Source organism: Streptomyces sp. NPDC020422, from assembly GCF_044386705.1.
Lineage (GTDB): Bacteria > Actinomycetota > Actinomycetes > Streptomycetales > Streptomycetaceae > Streptomyces.
In genome coordinates this window covers 538,743-555,784 of the sequence record NZ_JBIRVJ010000005.1, presented here as the reverse complement: position 1 = coordinate 555,784, position 17,042 = coordinate 538,743, and the positions used below count along the sequence as shown (strand labels likewise).

Annotated in this window: 17 protein-coding genes; 4 read left to right on the top strand and 13 right to left on the bottom strand. The window is 73.6% G+C overall.

Going from position 1 to position 17,042, the window contains the following annotated elements; genetic code table 11:
* A complete protein-coding gene (locus ACH414_RS16700) occupies nt 1-1,020 on the top strand; it encodes a hydroxyacid dehydrogenase (protein WP_398942202.1) in 1,020 nt (339 codons plus the stop codon).
* On the opposite strand, the gene ACH414_RS16695 is transcribed toward ACH414_RS16700, so the two are convergent.
* The gene (locus ACH414_RS16695; protein WP_391769246.1) at nt 1,017-4,532 is read right to left on the bottom strand and encodes a hypothetical protein; all 3,516 of its coding nucleotides are present in this window, start codon (nt 4,530-4,532) and stop codon (nt 1,017-1,019) included. The two genes, ACH414_RS16700 and ACH414_RS16695, sit on opposite strands and share 4 nt — an antisense overlap.
* Nucleotides 4,533-4,605: 73 nt before the next feature.
* On the opposite strand from ACH414_RS16695, the gene ACH414_RS16690 reads away from it, so the two are divergent.
* Entirely contained in the window at nt 4,606-5,304 is a 699-nt protein-coding gene (locus tag ACH414_RS16690) for an ester cyclase (protein ID WP_386568300.1), read from the top strand.
* A gap of 219 nt (nt 5,305-5,523) precedes the next feature.
* Here ACH414_RS16690 and groL read toward each other — a convergent pair whose 3' ends face one another.
* The 3 genes from groL to ACH414_RS16675 all read right to left on the bottom strand — a co-directional run bounded on the left by groL (nt 5,524) and on the right by ACH414_RS16675 (nt 8,851).
* Complete coding sequence (gene groL, locus ACH414_RS16685) at nt 5,524-7,152, bottom strand: chaperonin GroEL (RefSeq protein WP_382532441.1); 1,629 nt, start codon at nt 7,150-7,152, stop codon at nt 5,524-5,526.
* A gap of 115 nt (nt 7,153-7,267) precedes the next feature.
* Entirely contained in the window at nt 7,268-7,576 is a 309-nt protein-coding gene (groES, locus tag ACH414_RS16680; protein WP_382532443.1) for a co-chaperone GroES, read from the bottom strand.
* A gap of 405 nt (nt 7,577-7,981) precedes the next feature.
* Nucleotides 7,982-8,851, bottom strand: coding sequence for a polysaccharide deacetylase family protein (locus ACH414_RS16675; protein WP_398942265.1), 870 nt, complete (start codon nt 8,849-8,851; stop codon nt 7,982-7,984).
* Between the two features lie 166 nt (nt 8,852-9,017).
* Here ACH414_RS16675 and ACH414_RS16670 point away from each other — a divergent pair, with 166 nt between their 5' ends.
* Entirely contained in the window at nt 9,018-10,202 is a 1,185-nt protein-coding gene (locus tag ACH414_RS16670) for a methyltransferase domain-containing protein (RefSeq protein ID WP_391769393.1), read from the top strand.
* On the opposite strand, the gene ACH414_RS16665 is transcribed toward ACH414_RS16670, so the two are convergent.
* The 8 genes from ACH414_RS16665 to tsaB all read right to left on the bottom strand — a co-directional run bounded on the left by ACH414_RS16665 (nt 10,147) and on the right by tsaB (nt 15,954).
* Nucleotides 10,147-10,812 (bottom strand): hypothetical protein, encoded by a 666-nt coding sequence (locus ACH414_RS16665; RefSeq protein ID WP_382532449.1) that lies wholly within the window; start codon nt 10,810-10,812, stop codon nt 10,147-10,149. The genes ACH414_RS16670 and ACH414_RS16665 overlap by 56 nt on opposite strands.
* Before the next feature lie 9 nt (nt 10,813-10,821).
* Complete coding sequence (locus ACH414_RS16660; protein ID WP_386568303.1) at nt 10,822-12,054, bottom strand: RNA polymerase sigma factor; 1,233 nt, start codon at nt 12,052-12,054, stop codon at nt 10,822-10,824.
* Nucleotides 12,055-12,091: 37 nt separating this feature from the next.
* Entirely contained in the window at nt 12,092-12,448 is a 357-nt protein-coding gene (locus tag ACH414_RS16655; RefSeq protein WP_382532450.1) for a YciI family protein, read from the bottom strand.
* Nucleotides 12,449-12,544: 96 nt separating this feature from the next.
* Nucleotides 12,545-13,387, bottom strand: coding sequence for a polysaccharide deacetylase family protein (locus tag ACH414_RS16650; RefSeq protein WP_398942198.1), 843 nt, complete (start codon nt 13,385-13,387; stop codon nt 12,545-12,547).
* Between the two features lie 57 nt (nt 13,388-13,444).
* Nucleotides 13,445-13,702, bottom strand: a complete 258-nt coding sequence (locus tag ACH414_RS16645; protein WP_382532454.1) for a hypothetical protein — start codon at nt 13,700-13,702, stop codon at nt 13,445-13,447.
* Nucleotides 13,699-14,808 carry a tRNA (adenosine(37)-N6)-threonylcarbamoyltransferase complex transferase subunit TsaD gene (tsaD, locus tag ACH414_RS16640; RefSeq protein ID WP_382532456.1) on the bottom strand — a complete coding sequence of 370 codons (1,110 nt, stop codon included), beginning with the start codon at nt 14,806-14,808 and terminating at the stop codon, nt 13,699-13,701. Before tsaD ends, ACH414_RS16645 begins: the two co-directional genes overlap by 4 nt.
* Nucleotides 14,798-15,277: a ribosomal protein S18-alanine N-acetyltransferase gene (rimI, locus tag ACH414_RS16635; protein ID WP_382533319.1), complete on the bottom strand. Its 480-nt coding sequence runs from the start codon at nt 15,275-15,277 to the stop codon at nt 14,798-14,800. The genes tsaD and rimI overlap by 11 nt, the downstream gene beginning before the upstream one ends.
* A 20-nt stretch (nt 15,278-15,297) precedes the next feature.
* The gene (gene tsaB / locus ACH414_RS16630; RefSeq protein ID WP_382532458.1) at nt 15,298-15,954 is read right to left on the bottom strand and encodes a tRNA (adenosine(37)-N6)-threonylcarbamoyltransferase complex dimerization subunit type 1 TsaB; all 657 of its coding nucleotides are present in this window, start codon (nt 15,952-15,954) and stop codon (nt 15,298-15,300) included.
* Between the two features lie 120 nt (nt 15,955-16,074).
* On the opposite strand from tsaB, the gene ACH414_RS16625 reads away from it, so the two are divergent.
* A complete protein-coding gene (locus ACH414_RS16625; RefSeq protein WP_382532460.1) occupies nt 16,075-16,638 on the top strand; it encodes a L,D-transpeptidase in 564 nt (187 codons plus the stop codon).
* 136 nt (nt 16,639-16,774) lie between these two features.
* Here ACH414_RS16625 and ACH414_RS16620 read toward each other — a convergent pair whose 3' ends face one another.
* The gene (locus tag ACH414_RS16620; RefSeq protein WP_382532462.1) at nt 16,775-16,942 is read right to left on the bottom strand and encodes a hypothetical protein; all 168 of its coding nucleotides are present in this window, start codon (nt 16,940-16,942) and stop codon (nt 16,775-16,777) included.
* Nucleotides 16,943-17,042: the final 100 nt, after the last annotated feature.

Here is a 17,042-nt window from a genome sequence, read left to right as displayed (position 1 = left end):
ATGCACCCGACCACTGACAACCGCCCCCGACTCCTGCTGGCCATGGGGCCGGGCATCGCCGAACGCCTCCTCACCGACGCCCACCGGGAGCGCCTCGCCGCCCTCACCCGCACCGACCCGCACCTCGTCGCCCACGACCTGGCCGCGCCCGACCCCCGGGCCGCCGCCGCCCTCGCCGAGGCCGAACTCCTCCTCACCTGCTGGGGCGCCAGCCCGCTCACCCCCGAGGTGCTGGCCCGCGCCCCGCGCCTGAAGGCCGTCGTCCACGCGGCCGGCTCGGTCAAGCACCACATCACCGACGCCTGCTGGACCCGCGGCATCCGGGTCACCTCGGCCGCCGCCGCCAACGCCCTGCCCGTCGCCGAGTACACCCTCGCCGCGATCCTCTTCGCCGGAAAGCGGGTGCTGCGCTCCGCCCAGCAGTACGCGGAGCTCCGCACCGACCAGGCCTGGCTCGACGCGTCCACCGCCTGGGGCAACTACCGCCGCACGGTCGGCATCATCGGCGCCTCCCGCATCGGCCGCCGCGTCATCGAGCTCCTGCGCCCCTTCGACTTCGAGGTCCTGCTCTACGACCCGTACGTGACGAGCGCGCCGCCCGGCGTGGAGCTCGTCCCCCTCGACGAGCTCTGCGCCCGCTCCACCGTCGTCTCCGTCCACGCCCCCCAACTCCCCTCCACCCACCACATGCTGGGCCCCGCCCAGCTCGCCGCGATGCCCGACGGCACCACCCTGATCAACACCGCGCGCGGCTCCCTCGTCGACGAGGAGGCGCTGCTCGGCCACCTGACGAAGGGCCGCCTGCACGCCGTACTCGACGTCACCGACCCCGAACTCCCCTCCCCCGAATCCCACTTGTGGACCCTGCCCAACGTCCTGCTCACCCCGCACGTGGCCGGCTCGCTGGGCAACGAGCTGCACCGGATGGCTGACCAGGCGATCGAGGAGGTGGCGCGGTACGGGAGGGGGGAGGCGTTCGCGGACGAGATCAGGGCGGCCGATCTGACGCGCTCGGCCTAGGCCCCCTCCTGGAGGGGGCCTAGGCCGCGCAGCAGCGCCCGCAGCCGCTCGCCCTCCGCGAGCACCTCCTCCACCGCCCCCGGCTCCCGTCCCAGCACGGCCGGCAGGGCCTCGTACCAGTGGCCCAGGTGCAGGGAGAGGGCGGTGAGCTCGCGCGCGCGGCGGGGGTCGGGGTGCTCGACGGCCAGCACGGTGTACGAGGCGGCGCACTTCGGGCCCAGGTGGTGCAGCCCGGCGAGGACCTCCGCGGCCCGCTCGTGCTCACCGGCCCTGGCCAGGTCGGCGGCGAGCGGCGGCAGCGCCTTCTCGACCGCGTCGGGCTCCAGCTCCCGCGCGAGCCCGAGGGCGTGGTCGTAGGCGCCGAGCAGGACCCACGCGTGCAGCAGGTGCTCGGGCTGGAGCGAGCCGTAGCGGGTGAGCCAGGCCCGGGTGGCCTTCCGCAGCAGCGCCGTCGCCTCGTCCGGGCGGCCGAGGGCGAGCTGGGCGCGGACCAGACGGGGCAGCATGATCGCGGTGGTCGCCGTCAGGGGCCAGGCCAGCTCCACGGCCCGGTCCAGCCACTCGTCCGCCTCCGCGCGGCGGCCAGGGAGGTTCAGCGCATGGGCCAGCGCGGCGGAGGCCTCGATCGTCTCCAGCTCGGTGGACATCCCCGGCACCAGCGCGGCGGCCCGGTCCGGCTCGCCGATCTCCGCGTAGGCGACGGCCACGGCTTCGGCGACGCGGTACCCGCCGGTCAGGGCCAGGGCCTCCGCACGCGCGAAGTCCCCCCGCGCGACCCAGGCGGCGCCGACCTTCAGGATCGGGTTCTCGAACTCCTCGACGAGCCACGCCTGCTCCTCGGCCTCCTCGGTCCGCCCGACGGCGAGCAGCGCCGACACCACGACGCTCTCGCCTCCGTCCTCGTCGAGGTCCAGGGCGTCGAGGAGGGCCGAGGCCGCCTGCGGGTGTCCCGCCTCCGCGAGGGCCTCGGCGGTCCGCGCCAGTCGCCGCACGACCACGCGCCGGGGCGCCCTTCGGCTCCCGGCCTCGGCCGACACCAGCAGGGCCCGCGCCTCGGCGACGTGCCCCGCGTCGTGCAGGGCCTCCGCCGCCGGTCCGATCAGCGCGGAGCTCAGCCGCAGCTCGTGCTCCGGCCCGCTCATGCGCACCACCACTCCGCGCGCCTGCTCGACCCGGCCCCGCGCGGCCAGCTGCCGGACGCACGCGCCGATCGCGGCAAATCCCCGGGCGCTGTCGGTGAGCCGGTCGAGCAGCGGCAGGACGGCGTCCGGTTCTCCCCTTGCCAGACGGGTCTCGGCGATCACCTCCCACAGGTCCTCGACCCACCCGTCCAGCTCCCGGCCCATCTCCTCGGCCTCTCCGTCCTGCCCGGCCCTGGCCATGGCCACGGCGAAGCGGGCCAGGACACCGTCCACCCAGTCCCCCGGCAGTTCGTCGACGGCCTCCCAGGCCCGGTCCCAGGCGCCGATCCCGGCCAGGGCCACGGCGTACTCCTCCGCGTCGAGCGTGCCGCGCGGACCGCTCCGCGGGCTGCGCGCCCGGTCGAACTCCCCCGCCTGCACCAGCGCCTCGGTCAGCTTGCGCTGAATCCCCAACCGCGACTCGTCGGGCGCCATCGCACGCCACTCGTCCAGCCCTTCGGCCAGGAGCGCGGCGCCCGGTCCGGTCTCCCCCGCATCCCGCAGCGTGGTCGCGGCCCGGATCAGGACCACGGCCCGGACCGCATGGTTCGGGTCCGCCTCGCGCGCCACCCGCTCGGCGTCGCCGGTCCGACCCGCCCGCGCCAGGGACCGGACCGCCTCGGAGCGCACATTGGCCCGCAGCCGGAGGTGCGGCTCCTCGCGCGCGAGGTCGAGCACCCGCTCGTACTCCCCCGCCGCGCAGTAGGCGCGGGCCAGGTCGTACAGCGGCCGGTGGCGCTCCAGGTCATGGCCGATCCGCCGGATCTGGCGCCCGGCCCGCTCGTGGAAGCCGAGCGCGACCAGCAGCGAGGCGGCCTCCGACGCCGCGCGGTCCCGGCCGCGGCTCTCCCGGTCCCGCAGCGCCAGTGTCTCCGCCTCCTCCGCCAGCCGGACCGCCGCCGCCCGGTCGCCGCGCTCCAGCAGCTTCGCCGCCACCGCGCACAGCCCGGCGACCGCCCGCTCGTCCCCGGCGGCGCGCGCGAGGGCCACCGCCCGGTCGACCTCGCCGACGGCGGCCCATCCGGCGGCGAGCTCGGGCCGGACGAGCCCGCCGCTCAGTTCCAGGCCGTCGCGGCAGAGCGCGAGTCGCAGCATCAGCGGCACCAGGTCGGGCCGGTCGCCGCCCGCGAGCAGGGCCTCCGACGCCGCCCGCACCTCCGCGAGTGCCGCGCCGTCGCCGCCGGTGACGGAGCGCAGCCGGTCGTGCCGCCCGGCGTCCAGCGCGCAGGCCACGAGCCGTTCGACGTCCCCGGCCGCCCGCAGCCCGGCCATGTACCCCCGCAGCAGGTAGTCGGGCGTTCCCTCCGGCCAGCCGCGCTCACGCCACCGCTCCGCCCAGGCGTGCAGCCGGGACCGGAAGCCGAGCAGTTCACGGACGCCGAGCATCTCGCGGGCCTGGGCGGCGAGTTCCTCGTGGGCGAGGAGGTAGGCGTGGCCCGCGGGGGCGAAGGTGCGGCCGGGGCCGGTGCGCAGCACGTCGCGCACCCGGTACGGCACCTCGCCGGTCAGCTCCGCGAGGTCGTCCGCCGTCAGGCCGCCGCCCGCGGCCGAGAGCAGGGCGAGGAGTTCGTACGGCAGGCCGCCCCCGGCGAGGAGGTGCTTCAGCTCGCGTTCCGCCTCGACGCGGATCGCGCGGGCCGACGGGGACGGGGTGAGGACGCGGACGGCAGCCGAGTCCCGGAGCGGATGCCCCTCCGGCACGTCCGCCGGCAGCGGCGGGTTGAGGCGCCCCGAGACGATGAGCGGCAGGTCGTGCGGGAGCAGGGCCGCGATCGAGTGGGCGTCGGGGCCCGTGGTGACGCCCCGGTCCTCGTCCAGGCCGTCGACGAGCAGCACGAGCCGTTCGCCGCGCCCGGCGCAGGCGCGGGCCGCCGCGCCGTACAGGCGCAGCAGGTGGGCCTCCCGGGTGGCGGCGGTGAGGAGCGCGGGCAGCGGTTCGTCGGCCAGTTCGGCGAGTTGTTCCAGGACGACGTCCGTGTAGGCCGCCGCGTCGTTCTGGGCGGCCCAGCGGGCGGTGACGAAGAAGGGGACGATCCGCACGCCCGGCGGCGGGTTCAGCGCGAAGGCCGCCATGAGCGCGGTCTTGCCGGCCCAGGCGTCCGCCCGCCACCACAGACAAGCGGCCCCGGGCGCCCGGCAGAAGGCGGCGAGCTCCGCCAGTTCCGTCTCCCGGTCGACCAGTTCGGCGGGGGCGATGCGGCGCACCTGTTCCCAGTAGGCGGACCGGACGGCGGGCGCGGCCGTGGCCACGACCCGGTTCCCGTCCCCGACCACGACGATCCCCGTGTCGTTGTCGACCGTGACCGACCGCTCCCCCGGCTGCTCCCGCATGCCCTCATGCTGCCAGGGCACCGGGCGCCCGCGGACCTAAACTGGAAGGGTCCGCCCCGGCCCGGGAGGCGTCATGAGTTTCGTACAGATAATCGACTGCAAGACCAGCCGGATCGACGAACTGAACCGGCTCATGGACCGGTGGGTCGAACAGACCAAGGGCAAGCGCACCGCCACCCACAGCATCGTCGGCACGGACCGCTCGGACGCCTCCCATGTCGTGGAGATCGTCGAGTTCCCCTCGTACGACGTGGCCATGCGCAACTCGCAGCTGCCCGAGACCGACCGGATCTTCCGCGAGATGGTCGCGCTCTGCGACGAGATGCCGACCTTCACCGACCTCGACGTGGTGCGGGACGAGGCGCTCTACAAGGCGAACTCGCGCCGGTTCCTGGAGATGCTCGGCGGCGGGGAGGAGGCGGCGCTGCTCGACGAGGTGCTCGCCGAGGGGTATCACGACCACGATCCGTCGAGTCCGACGGACGCCATCGGGATGGACGCGATCCGGCGCGAGGTGGAGATGTGGCGGGGCGGCTTCGACTTCGCCTTCACCATCGAGGACCAGATCGCCGAGGGTGACCGGGTGTGCACCCGCTGGACCTGGAACGCCAGCCACACCGGCGACTTCATGGGGCTCCAGCCCACCGGCATGGCGGTGGAGATGACCGGGACGCTGATCCAGCAGTTCGGCGAGGACGGCAAGGCCGTCGCGGGGTGGTGGCAGTACGACATGCTCGGGCTGATGGGGCAGCTCGGAGCGGTCGAGGCCTGACCGGGGCGGCGGGAACGGCCGAGACCCGACCGGGGCGGCGGGAACAGCCGAGGCCCGACCGGCGCGGCGGGAACAGCCGAGACCCGACCGGCGCGGCGGGAACAGCCGAGACCCGACCGGGGCGGCGGGAACAGCCGAGGCCCGACCGGGCGGTGGGAACGGGCGAGGCCCGGTGCCCCCGCGACGGGGGCACCGGGCCTCGGCGATCGGCTACCGGACTCAGTGCGAGTGGCCGTGGCCGTGGCTGTGGCCCGCGTCCGCCGGCTCCTCTTCCTTCTTCTCGACGACCAGGGTCTCGGTCGTGAGCAGCAGGGAGGCGATCGAGGCGGCGTTCTCCAGGGCGGAGCGCGTCACCTTCACCGGGTCGATGACGCCGGCCTTGACCAGGTCGCCGTACTCGCCGGTCGCGGCGTTGAAGCCCTGGCCCTTGTCGAGCTCCGCCACCTTCGAGGTGATGACGTAGCCCTCGAGGCCGGCGTTCTCGGCGATCCAGCGCAGCGGCTCGACGGCGGCGCGGCGGACCACGGCGACACCGGTGGCCTCGTCGCCGGTCTTGTCGAGGTTGCCCTCGAGGACCTTGACGGCGTGGACCAGCGCGGAGCCACCACCGGAGACGATGCCCTCCTCGACCGCGGCGCGGGTCGCGGAGATGGCGTCCTCCAGACGGTGCTTCTTCTCCTTCAGCTCCACCTCGGTGGCGGCGCCGACCTTGATGACGCACACGCCGCCGGCCAGCTTCGCGAGGCGCTCCTGGAGCTTCTCGCGGTCCCAGTCGGAGTCCGTGGACTCGATCTCGGCCTTGATCTGGTTGACGCGGCCGAGGACGTCCTCGGAGGAGCCGGCGCCGTCCACGATCGTGGTGTCGTCCTTGGTGACGGTCACGCGGCGGGCGGTGCCCAGCACGTCCAGACCGGCCTGGTCGAGCTTGAGGCCGACCTCCTCGGAGATGACGGTGGCACCGGTGAGGGTGGCCATGTCCTGGAGCATCGCCTTGCGGCGGTCACCGAAGCCGGGCGCCTTGACGGCGACGGCGTTGAAGGTGCCGCGGATCTTGTTGACGACGAGGGTGGAGAGGGCCTCGCCCTCGACGTCCTCGGCGATGATCAGCAGCGGCTTGGAGCCACCGGCCTGGATGACCTTCTCGAGCAGCGGCAGGAGGTCCTGGATGGAGGAGATCTTGCCCTGGTTGATCAGGATGTACGGGTCGTCGAGGACGGCCTCCATACGCTCCTGGTCGGAGACCATGTACGGGGAGAGGTAGCCCTTGTCGAAGGCCATGCCCTCGGTGAACTCCAGCTCCAGGCCGAAGGTGTTGGACTCCTCGACGGTGATGACGCCGTCCTTGCCGACCTTGTCCATCGCCTCGGCGATGAGCTCGCCGACCTGCTGGTCCTGCGCGGAGAGCGCGGCGACGGCGGCGATGTCGGACTTGTCGTCGATCGGGCGGGCGGTCGCGAGGAGCTCCTCGGACACGGCCTTGACCGCGGCGTCGATGCCCTTCTTCAGGGCGGCCGGGGAGGCGCCGGCGGCGACGTTGCGCAGGCCCTCGCGGACCAGGGCCTGGGCGAGCACGGTGGCGGTGGTGGTGCCGTCACCCGCGATGTCGTTGGTCTTGGTCGCCACCTCCTTGACCAGCTGGGCGCCGAGGTTCTCGTACGGGTCCTCGATCTCGACCTCGCGGGCGATCGTGACACCGTCGTTGGTGATGGTGGGGGCGCCGAACTTCTTGTCGATGACGACGTTGCGCCCCTTGGGGCCGATCGTCACCTTCACCGTGTCGGCCAGCTTGTTGACGCCGCGCTCAAGGGCGCGACGGGCGTCCTCGTCGAACTTCAGGATCTTCGCCATGGGAGCGGTTCAGCCCTCTCGGAAATCGTTGAAAGAAAACTGCGCCCCTGGACGCCCACGGGAAGCCAGGGGTCAGGGGCGCAGCTCAAAGCATCTGTACAGGTGCCTTGGTGACTTACTTCTCGATGACCGCGAGCACGTCGCGAGCCGAGAGGACGAGGTACTCCTCGCCGTTGTACTTCACCTCGGTGCCGCCGTACTTGCTGTACAGCACGATGTCGCCGGTCTGGACGTCGAGCGGCAGGCGCTCGCCGTTCTCGAAGCGGCCCGGGCCCACGGCGAGGACGACGCCCTCCTGGGGCTTCTCCTTCGCGGTGTCCGGGATGACCAGGCCAGAGGCGGTGGTCTGCTCGGCGTCGAGCGGCTGGACCACGATGCGGTCCTCAAGCGGCTTGATGGCAACCTTGGAGCTGGTGGTCGTCACGATCCGACCTCCCCCTTCGGAGATCTCACGGGGTTAACTGTCTGAGGTGGCGACCAGCTGGATCCGTCGTCGCGGGTGCCGGACCTGCCCGTCGCTGTTTGGCACTCTCCAGTGGGGAGTGCCAGAGCCGAGACTATGACCGCGATTAGCACTCGGTCAAGCGGAGTGCCAATTCACGACCCCGTGGCGTGAGCGGAGGGCACGGCCGGAAGAACGCACGGCCGGGGCTCGTGGTTCCGTACGAGGGCTCGGAGCGGGCCCGGGCCACGCGCGCCGGGTGCGGCGAGACCTTCTCCGCGGCCTTGCGGCCGAGCCGCTCGATCGGGTCGACGGAGGACGCGCAGGCCGGGAGGGTGAACAGCGCGCCGGTCAGGGCCAGGGCGGCTGTCAGCCGGCGCGCCCGGCTCATACGTAGTCCTCCAGCCTGGCCACCGCGTACCCCTTCGCCGTGATCGTCTTCATCACCCGCCGGATCATGTCCGGCATGGTGCCCTTCCAGTCCTCCTTGCCGCGGAAATGGGTGAGGATGATGTCGCCGGGGTGCAGGTCCCGGTCCCACTCGCGCCACTCCATGTGGTCGGGGAAGGCCTCGGAGGCCCACAGCGGGACCGCCTTGACCCCGCAGCTCTTCGCGGCCCGCAGGGTGTCCTCGTTGTAGTTGCCGTAGGGCGGCCGGAAGAGCGGGGGCCGCTTGCCGAACTGCTTCTCGATGACGTCCTGCATCCCGCAGATCTCGCGCTTCTGGTCGTCGTAGTCGAGACCGGGCAGATAGCGGTGGTGGAGCGTGTGGTTGTGCAGGGCGACCCCGGAGTCCCGCATCCTGCGGAAGTAGCCGTAGTCCTCCTTGACCAGGTAGTCGCTGAGGAACGCGCTGTACGGGATCTTGAGCTCGCTCATCATCCGCAGCAGCGCCGGGTCCTTCTCCGCGCCGTCGTCGATCGTCAGGAAGACGACCTTCTGCTTGGTCGGCACGGTGGTGAAGACCGGCGGCAGCCCCTCCCCGTCGGTCTCGAAGCCCTTGCGGGTGGTGATCCTCGGCTTCACCGCGGGCGGCTCGGGCGCTTCGAGCGGCGGCTTGGCCAGGCCCCACTTCTTCGCCGCGGCCACCCGGGCGGCGCGCGCGGCCCGGACCCGTTCGACGTACGCGTTCAGCGCGCCGGCCGCGTTCTGCGCGGGCTGCTGTCCGGCGGCGGGCTTCGCCGGCGCGGGCCGCCCCTCGCCGCCGGGGCCCGCACAGGCGGAGCCGAGCGCGGCGACGAGGAGGGCGACGCCGATCGCGCGCACGGAGCGGCCGGACCCGAACGACGGCCTTTGTTCCTTTTGTCTGACTAGCTGCATGGCGCCGCATCCTGTCAGCGCCGGACCCCTCCCGGGCCCCGACACCACCGGCGCCGCCCGCACGGTCCCCCGGGCGGCCCACACCGCCCCCGCGCCCCTCAGAATGGGACGGGTGACCGACCTCGCCGCCTTCACCGCCCTGCTCGCCCCCGAGGGGCAGGCCCTGCTCGCCGCCCTGCGCGACTACGACCCCGCCCAGGAGCTGGCGGTCGCCTCCCGGCTGCGCCGCGACCACCCCGCCGAACTGGTCTCGGCCGCGCTCGGCCAGGCCCGGCTCCGGCAGCGCGCGGTGGCGAAGTTCGGCGCCGAGGACGCGTACCGGATGTACTTCACGCCCAACGGCGTCGAGCAGTCCACCCGGGCCACCGTCGGCGCCTACCGGGCGGCCCGCCTCAAGGCGCTCGGCGTGCGCGCCGTGGCGGACCTGTGCTCCGGCATCGGCGGGGACGCGATCGCACTCGCCCGCGCCGGGATCAGCGTGCTCGCCGTCGACCGGGACCCGCTGACCGCCGAGGCGGCCCGCGCCAACGCCGCCGCACTCGGGCTGGCCGATCTGATCGAGGTGCGGTGCGCGGACGTGACCGAGACCGACACCAGCCCGTACGACGCGGTCTTCGTCGACCCCGCGCGGCGCGGCGGGCGGGGCCGGATCTTCGACCCCGAGGCGTACTCGCCGCCGCTGTCCTGGGCGGTGGACGCGGCCCGCAAGGCCCCGCACGCGGCCCTGAAGATCGCCCCCGGCATCCCGCACGAGGCGGTGCCCGAGGAGGCCGAGGCGGAGTGGATCTCGGACGGCGGGGACGTGAAGGAGGCGGTGCTCTGGTTCGGCACCGAGCCCGGCGCCCGCCGCGCGACCCTGCTCCCCGGCGGCGCCTCGCTCACCGGCGGCACGCTCCCCGACCCGGCGGTCCGGCCCGTCGGCCGCTATCTGTACGAGCCCGACGGCGCCGTCATCCGCGCGCACCTGGTCGCGGAGGTGGCGCGGGAGCTCGACGGCGGACTCGTCGACGGGACCATCGCGTACATCACGGCGGACGAGCTGCGCCCGACCCCGTACGCCGCCGCCTACGAGATCACCGACGAACTCCCCTTCAACCTCAAGAAGTTGAAGGCCCTGCTGCGCGAGCGCGAGGTCGGCGTGCTGACCGTGAAGAAGCGCGGCTCGGCCGTCGAACCCGAGGAGATCCGGCGCAAGGTGAAGCCCAAGGGCCCCAACTCCGCGACCGTGCTGCTCACTCGGGTCGCGGGTGCTCCGACGATGCTGATCGGACACCCGGCCGGCCGGTGAGCCGGACGGCCATCCGGTAGTGGCCCGCCGCCTTCGCGAGACCGGTCAGACCCGTCACCCACAGGATCATCGCGGCGCCCATGCCATAGGCGACGGCGCCGTAACCGCCGTCGTCCGGGCCGGTGTTGAGCGGCACCGCGAAGGCCGTCCACAGGCCGACCGCGCACAGCGCGAAGGACAGCACCAGCCAGCTCGCGCTCAGCAGCGGGGCCCGCAGCCGTGCGTCGGAGGGCCCGTGCCGGTCGAGCGCGGCCCACTGCACGAGCCGCTCGCGCGCCTCCCGGTCCTGGCGCAGACTGCGCAGGGTCAGCCACACGGCGGGCACGAACACGGCGATCCCGAGGGCCGCGCAGACCACCGCGAAGAGCATGCCGATCGGGTCCACGGCACCGCCCTCGCCGAGCGAGACGAGCAGCACGCCGATCAGCGACCAGCCCAGCTGGAGCAGCCCGAACCAGACCAGGAACAGCACCAGTCGGGCGCCGCCGAGCAGCCGGCGGGCCAGCTCGTCCATCGCGAGCGCCCGGTCGGCGAGCCGCGCCTCCCGGTCGGGCCAGTTCCGTATCTCGGCAGGGGGCGGCGGCGGGGGCAGCGGGGTGCGGCGGGACATGCGGGGAGCTTAACCGGCGGCCTTCCGCCGCAGCAGCGCCCGCTCCCGCTCGTTGCGGGTGAGCTCCGCCGCCCGCTCGAACTCCGCCCGCGCCTCCGCGTCCCGGCCGAGCCGGGCCAGCAGCTCGCCCCGGACGCTGGGCAGCAGGTGGTAGCGGTCCAGGGCCGGTTCGGCGGCGAGGGCGTCGACGAGCGCGAGGCCCGCCTCGGGGCCCTCGGCCATCGACACGGCGACCGCCCGGTTCAGCTCGACGACCGGGGAGGGCGCGACGGCGGCGAGCTGCCGGTAGAGGGCGGCGATGGTGCGCCAGTCCGTCTCCTCGTAGCTCGCCGCCCGCGCATGACAGGCGGCGATGGCGGCCTGCAGGGCGTACGGGCCGGTGGCGCCGCCCTCCTCGACGGCCCGCCCCAGGGCGGCGAAACCGCGCCGGATCAGCAGCCGGTTCCAGCGCCGCCGGTTCTGCTCGGCGAGCAGCACCGGCTGCCCGTCGGGCCCGGTCCTGGCGCCCGTCCGGGAGGCCTGGATCTCCAGGAGCGCGACCAGGCCGTGCACCTCGCCCTCCTTGGGCATCAGCGCGGCGAGCACCCGGGCGAGGCGCAGCGCGTCCTCGCACAGGGCCGGACGCAGCAGGTCGTCGCCCGCGGTCGCCGCGTACCCCTCGTTGAAGATCAGGTAGATGACCTCCAGGACGGAGCCGAGCCGGGCGGCCCGGTCCTGCCCGTACGGCACCTCGAACTCCACCCCGCTCCTGGCCAGGGTCCGCTTGGCCCGGGTGATGCGCGCGGCGACCGTCGGCTCCGGTACGAGGAAGGCGCGGGCGATCTCGTCCGTGCGCAGCCCGCCGAGCAGGCGCAGGGTGAGCGCGGTGCGGGCCTCGGCGGACAGCACCGGGTGGCAGGTGGTGAAGACGAGCCGCAGCACGTCGTCGTCGATGTCCCCGGGTCCCGAGGGCTCGGGGTCGTACGCCTCCTCTCGAAGCTCGCGGCCGGCCTCCGCGAGCTTGCGGGCGTACGTCTCGCGCCGCCGCACGAGGTCGACGGCGCGGTGTTTGGCGGTGGCCGTGAGCCAGGCGCCCGGGCGGTCCGGGACACCGGTCTCCGGCCACTGTTCGAGGGCGGCGACGAGCGCGTCCTGGGCGATCTCCTCGGCGATCCCGACGTCCCGGACGATCCGCGCCACGGTGGCGATGATCCGGGCGGATTCGATGCGGAAGACCGTGTCCAGCGTGCTCTCGACCGTCACCCCCACACTCTGCCCCAGGCGGGCCCGAATCGGGGCGCTATCCCTCGTCGACCTGGCGGAGCTCGATGCCGACCGTCCACTCCCGGGGGTGGACCTCCAGGAAGCGGCGGCCCCACTCCAGGGCCTCGGCCTTGTCCTTGCACTGCATGAGCGCGTAGCCGCCGACGACCTCCTTGGTCTCGGTGAACGGGCCGTCGGTGTAGCTCAGCTTGCCGTCGGACCAGGTGACCCGGGTGCCCTCGGAGGTCGGCAGGAGCCCGGCCGTGTCGAGCATGACCCCGGCCTTGGTGATCTCCTCCAGGAGCGCGCCCATGCGGTCGAAGAACGCGGGGTCGGCCGTCTCCATGTCGATGGTGTTCTCCTCGATGCGGACGAGGGAGAGGAAGCGGGGCATGGTGACTCCTCGGTGTGCGGGGGCGGGGCCGTTCCCCGCCTTCCACTCATACGTCGATCGGGAGCCGGCCGCATCGACAACGTCCCGGGATTTTTTTCAGAGGTAGTCCTCCAGGCGCGCCACCGTGAAGCCCTGCTCCTCGATGTGGCGCAGCAGATTGGCCGTCATCTCGGTCATCGTCGTGCCCTTGAGCTCGGACGGGCCGCGGAAGTGGGCCAGGATGATGTCGCCGGGGTGCAGCTTCTTGTCGCCGCGCTGGTACTGCATGTTCTTGATCTGCATGGACTCGCGCCACAGCACGATCGCGTCCACCCCGCACCGGGCGGCGGCGGCCCGGGTGGACTCGTTCCAGTTGCCGTAGGGCGGGCGGAAGAGCCGCGGGCGCTTGCCGTACTCGGCGGCGAGCTTGTCCTGCTGGCCGCAGATCTCCCTGCGCTGGGCCTCCGGGGAGAGGGCGCGCAGGTTGGGGTGGGTGAGGGTGTGGTTGGCGACGCCGTGGCCCTGGGCGACGAGCGGGGCGAAGTAGCGGTAGTCGGAGCGGATGGCCGCGTCGGTGAGGAACATCGTCACGGGCACCTTGAGGTCCCGCATCATCGCGACGAACTCGGGGTCCTTCTCGGCGCCGTCGTCGATCGTGAGGAAGACGACCTTGTCGCGGGTCGCGATGTCGCTCACCACCGGGACGGGTCCGCCGACGGCCCGCGTGACCGGCTTCTTCGCGGGCGGGGCCGGCGGCTCCGGGAGCGGCTTCAGGCCCCACTTCGCGTAGGCGGCGGCCCGCTGGTCCGGGGTGGCGGCGCCGGAGGCCTTGTCACCGGACGACGGGGTCACGGAGGCGGCGTTCGGGGCGGCCGGGGTGTCGGCGTCGGCGACGGCGCAGCCGGTCGCGAACAGGGCCACGGCGGTCAGCGCCGCCCACAGCGCGAGGGTCTTCTTCACGCGCTGTGGGATGCCCGAATCGTTCGAAAGGTTGCTCGGACCGTGCCGTTGATACGCCTATCCGACTGATTCGAAGCGCCAGCGGTGGACCGGACGGGTGACGAGACCCGCCTCCGGCTCCGGCAGCTCCGGCAGCTCCGCGTCCAGCCCGTCCGGCGTCTCCCACCAGGTCAGGACGAGGACCCGGTCCCCCGGCGCGCGGAAGGTCTCGCGCCGCAGCGGCTCCGCCGGCAGCTCCCGGGCGCGCGCCCAGGCGAGGAGCTCCGCCCCCCGGCCCTCGGCGGCACGCGCCTCCCACATCAGCGTGACCCTCATGAGTACAGGTTGTCCTTGCTGACCTCGTGCACATGGTCGTGGTCGTGCACATGGGCGTGCGCCCCGGGCACGTGCGGGTCGGTCACCGGCAGCGAGGAGTCGGCCGACAGCTCCAGGTCGGAGGCGGCCCGGTTGCGGGCGACCATCTCGGCTCCGAGGGCCGCGACCATCGCGCCGTTGTCGGTGCACAGCCCCGGCCGCGGCACCCGCAGCCGGATGCCGGCCCGCTCGCAGCGCTCCTGGGCGAGCGCCCGCAGCCGCGAGTTGGCGGCCACGCCGCCGCCGATCATCAGGTGGTCGACGCCCTCGTCCTTGCAGGCCCGCACGGCCTTGCGGGTGAGCACGTCGACGACCGCCTCCTGGAAGGACGCGGCGACGTCCCGCACCGGCACCTCCTCGCCGGCGTTCCGCTTGGCCTCGATCCAGCGGGCCACGGCCGTCTTCAGACCGGAGAAGGAGAAGTCGTACGCCGGGTCCTTGGCGCCCGACAGGCCGCGCGGGAAGGCGATCGCCTTCGGGTCGCCCTCCCTGGCGAGCCGGTCGATGACCGGTCCGCCGGGGAAGCCGAGGTCGAGCACCCGGGCGATCTTGTCGAAGGCCTCGCCCGCGGCGTCGTCGATGGTCGCGCCCATGGGCCGCACATCGGAGGTGATGTCGGAGGACAGCAGCAGCGAGGAGTGGCCGCCGGAGACCAGCAGAGCCATCGTCGGCTCGGGCAGCCGGCCGTGCTCCAGCTGGTCGACGCAGATGTGCGAGGCGAGGTGGTTGACCCCGTACAGCGGCTTGCCGAGGGCGTACGCGTACGCCTTGGCCGCCGAGACGCCGACGAGCAGCGCGCCCGCGAGGCCGGGCCCCGCGGTGACGGCGATGCCGTCGAGGTCCTTCGGGGAGACCCCGGCCTCCTTCAGGGCGCGCTCGATCGTCGGGACCATCGCCTCCAGGTGGGCGCGGGAGGCGATCTCGGGCACGACACCGCCGAAGCGGGCGTGGGTGTCGACGCTGGAGGCGACGGCGTCCGCGAGGAGGGTGGTCCCGTGGACGATGCCGACGCCGGTCTCGTCGCAGGAGGTCTCGATGCCGAGTACGAGCGGTTCGTCAGCAGCCATCAGAATCAGTCTCAGTTCCTTGAACGGTCAGTCGCATCACGAGCGCGTCCACGTTTCCGGGCTGGTAGTAGCCGCGCCGGAAACCGATGGGCTCGAAGCCGAAGCGCTCGTAAAGCTTCTGGGCCCGGGTGTTGTCCACGCGCACTTCGAGCAGGACCTCGTCGCACTCGAAGGCCGTGGCGTGCTGGAGCAGGTCGGTCAGGAGCCGCCCGCCGAGGCCGCTGCCCCACTGCTCGCGGGCGACGGCGATGGTCTGGACGTCGCCGAGGCCACCGGCCGCGGCGAGCCCCGCGTAGCCGACGATCCGGCCGGCACCGCCCTCGGTGGACTCGGCCACCACATAGCGGCGGGTCGCGCGCGGGCCGCGGGAGTGGGCGAGCTCCGACCAGAACATCCCCGCGGACCACGCGTCCTCGGGGAACAGCTCGGCTTCCAGGGCGAGCACGGGGGCGATGTCCCACCACCGCATCTCGCGCAGTTCCACGCCGCTCACTTCGGCGTGACCACCTTGTAGTTCTTGGGCACCTGCGCGTCGGGCCGGCGCAGGTACATCGGCAGCGGGTCGAGGAAGCCGCCGGCGCCCGCGGCGAGCCGCTCGGCCGCGAGGGCGGCGAGCGCGGCGGCGGACTGGTGCTCGGGGTCGCGCGCGTCCGGGAACGCCTCCGGGTACAGCCGGGCGCCGGCGCCGACCACGGGCAGCCCGGCGAGCTGCTCGGCGATGTCGGCGGGCCGGTCGACGGCCGCGTCGCCCACCCGGGTGCGGCGGTCGTCGTAGCGCGCCCAGTAGACCTCCTTGCGGCGCGCGTCCGTCGCGACGGCGAACGGCTCCTCGATCCCGGAGGCGTAGGCGAGTCCGTCGAGGGTGCACAGTCCGTGCACCGGGACGCCGAGCGCGGAGGCGAAGGAGGCGGCGGTGACGAGGCCGACGCGCAGACCGGTGTAGGGGCCGGGGCCGACGCCGACCACGAGCCCGGTCACGGCGTCCAGCTTGAGCCCGGCCTCCTTCAGGACCCGGTCGACGGCGGGCAGCAGCAGCTCCCCGTGCCGGCGGGCGTCGACCTGACTCGACTCGGCGACGACGGTGTCGCCGTCGTGCAGGGCGACGGTGACGGCGGGCGTGGCGGTATCCATGGCGAGCAAGAGCACGCGAACAGCCTACGGCGCCGGAGCGCAGGGCGTGTCCGGCGTACGGCGCCCCGCCCGCACGGGGCGGCGGCTGCTACGGTCAGGCACCGATACGTAGGTACGACAGAAGGTGGGCGCGCGGTGGCAAGGAGCAGCTCGGGATTCGTGGCCGGGCTCACCGCGGCCGCCGTGGCCGTGGTCGGCTTCCTCGCCTACCAGGCCTCGGCGAACGTGCCCTCGGCCGCCGACCTGGCGGCCAGGCCGCAGTCGCCGAGCTCGGCCCCCGCGGTCTCGGCGAAGCCGAAGCAGCCGGCCAAGGACCCGCTCGCGCTGCCCGCGAACTCCGGCAAGGGCGAGCGCGTGGTCTACGCCCTGTCCGACCGCCGGGTGTGGCTGGTGGACGAGAAGGGCCAGGTCACCCACACCTTCTCGGTGATGCCGAGCACGGTCTCGCCGCCGCCCGGCGTGTACGCGGTGACCTCGCGCTCCGGCGCGGTGCGCGGCTCGGACGGGGTGCAGATCGAGCACGTGGTGCGGTTCGCGACCGTCCAGGACGTGTCGATCGGCTTCAGCGCGGCGGTGGACGGCTCGACGCCGAAGCCGGACCCGTCGAAGAAGACCGGCGGCGTGCGGATGAAGCGGGCGGACGGCGACGCGCTGTGGACGTTCGCGGTGATCGGCGCGAAGGTCGTCGTCGTCGCGTAGACGCCGCCTGCCGCGCTCCGTACGGCCTCGGCCGCGTGCGCGGCCCGTGCGCTGGCCGCGCCCTACGCGACCTCCCCCCGCGTGCGCGCCCTTGGCGCTCTACGCGGCCTCGCCCGGCGTGCGCGCCCGCCGCGCTCTACGCGGCCTCGTCGCGTACCGAGGGCTCCGGCTCGTCCGCCGGCCGTTCGGCCTCGCGGGGCGGGGTCGACACGGCGCTGGCCGCGGCGCAGGCGGCCAGCAGCTCCCCCATCGAGACGCTGTCCGCGGTGTGGTCCGGCCGACCGGCGTGCTCCGGCGTCGCCATGAATGCCTCCCGTAGGTTAGGTACACCTAACCAGCTCGTGATTCCATGTCACCACGGCCCGGAGCCCTCACGCAACATTTTCCCGACATGTTGTCGGAAC

Coding starts and splice junctions, on each gene's coding strand:
- ACH414_RS16700 (WP_398942202.1), top strand. CDS start 1: ATGCACCCGACCACTGACAACCGCCCCCGACTCCTGCTGGCCATGGGG.
- ACH414_RS16695 (WP_391769246.1), bottom strand. CDS start 4,532: ATGCGGGAGCAGCCGGGGGAGCGGTCGGTCACGGTCGACAACGACACG.
- ACH414_RS16690 (WP_386568300.1), top strand. CDS start 4,606: ATGAGTTTCGTACAGATAATCGACTGCAAGACCAGCCGGATCGACGAA.
- groL (WP_382532441.1), bottom strand. CDS start 7,152: ATGGCGAAGATCCTGAAGTTCGACGAGGACGCCCGTCGCGCCCTTGAG.
- ACH414_RS16670 (WP_391769393.1), top strand. CDS start 9,018: ATGGGACGGGTGACCGACCTCGCCGCCTTCACCGCCCTGCTCGCCCCC.
- ACH414_RS16665 (WP_382532449.1), bottom strand. CDS start 10,812: ATGTCCCGCCGCACCCCGCTGCCCCCGCCGCCGCCCCCTGCCGAGATA.
- ACH414_RS16655 (WP_382532450.1), bottom strand. CDS start 12,448: ATGCCCCGCTTCCTCTCCCTCGTCCGCATCGAGGAGAACACCATCGAC.
- ACH414_RS16645 (WP_382532454.1), bottom strand. CDS start 13,702: ATGAGGGTCACGCTGATGTGGGAGGCGCGTGCCGCCGAGGGCCGGGGG.
- tsaD (WP_382532456.1), bottom strand. CDS start 14,808: ATGGCTGCTGACGAACCGCTCGTACTCGGCATCGAGACCTCCTGCGAC.
- rimI (WP_382533319.1), bottom strand. CDS start 15,277: ATGCGGTGGTGGGACATCGCCCCCGTGCTCGCCCTGGAAGCCGAGCTG.
- ACH414_RS16620 (WP_382532462.1), bottom strand. CDS start 16,942: ATGGCGACGCCGGAGCACGCCGGTCGGCCGGACCACACCGCGGACAGC.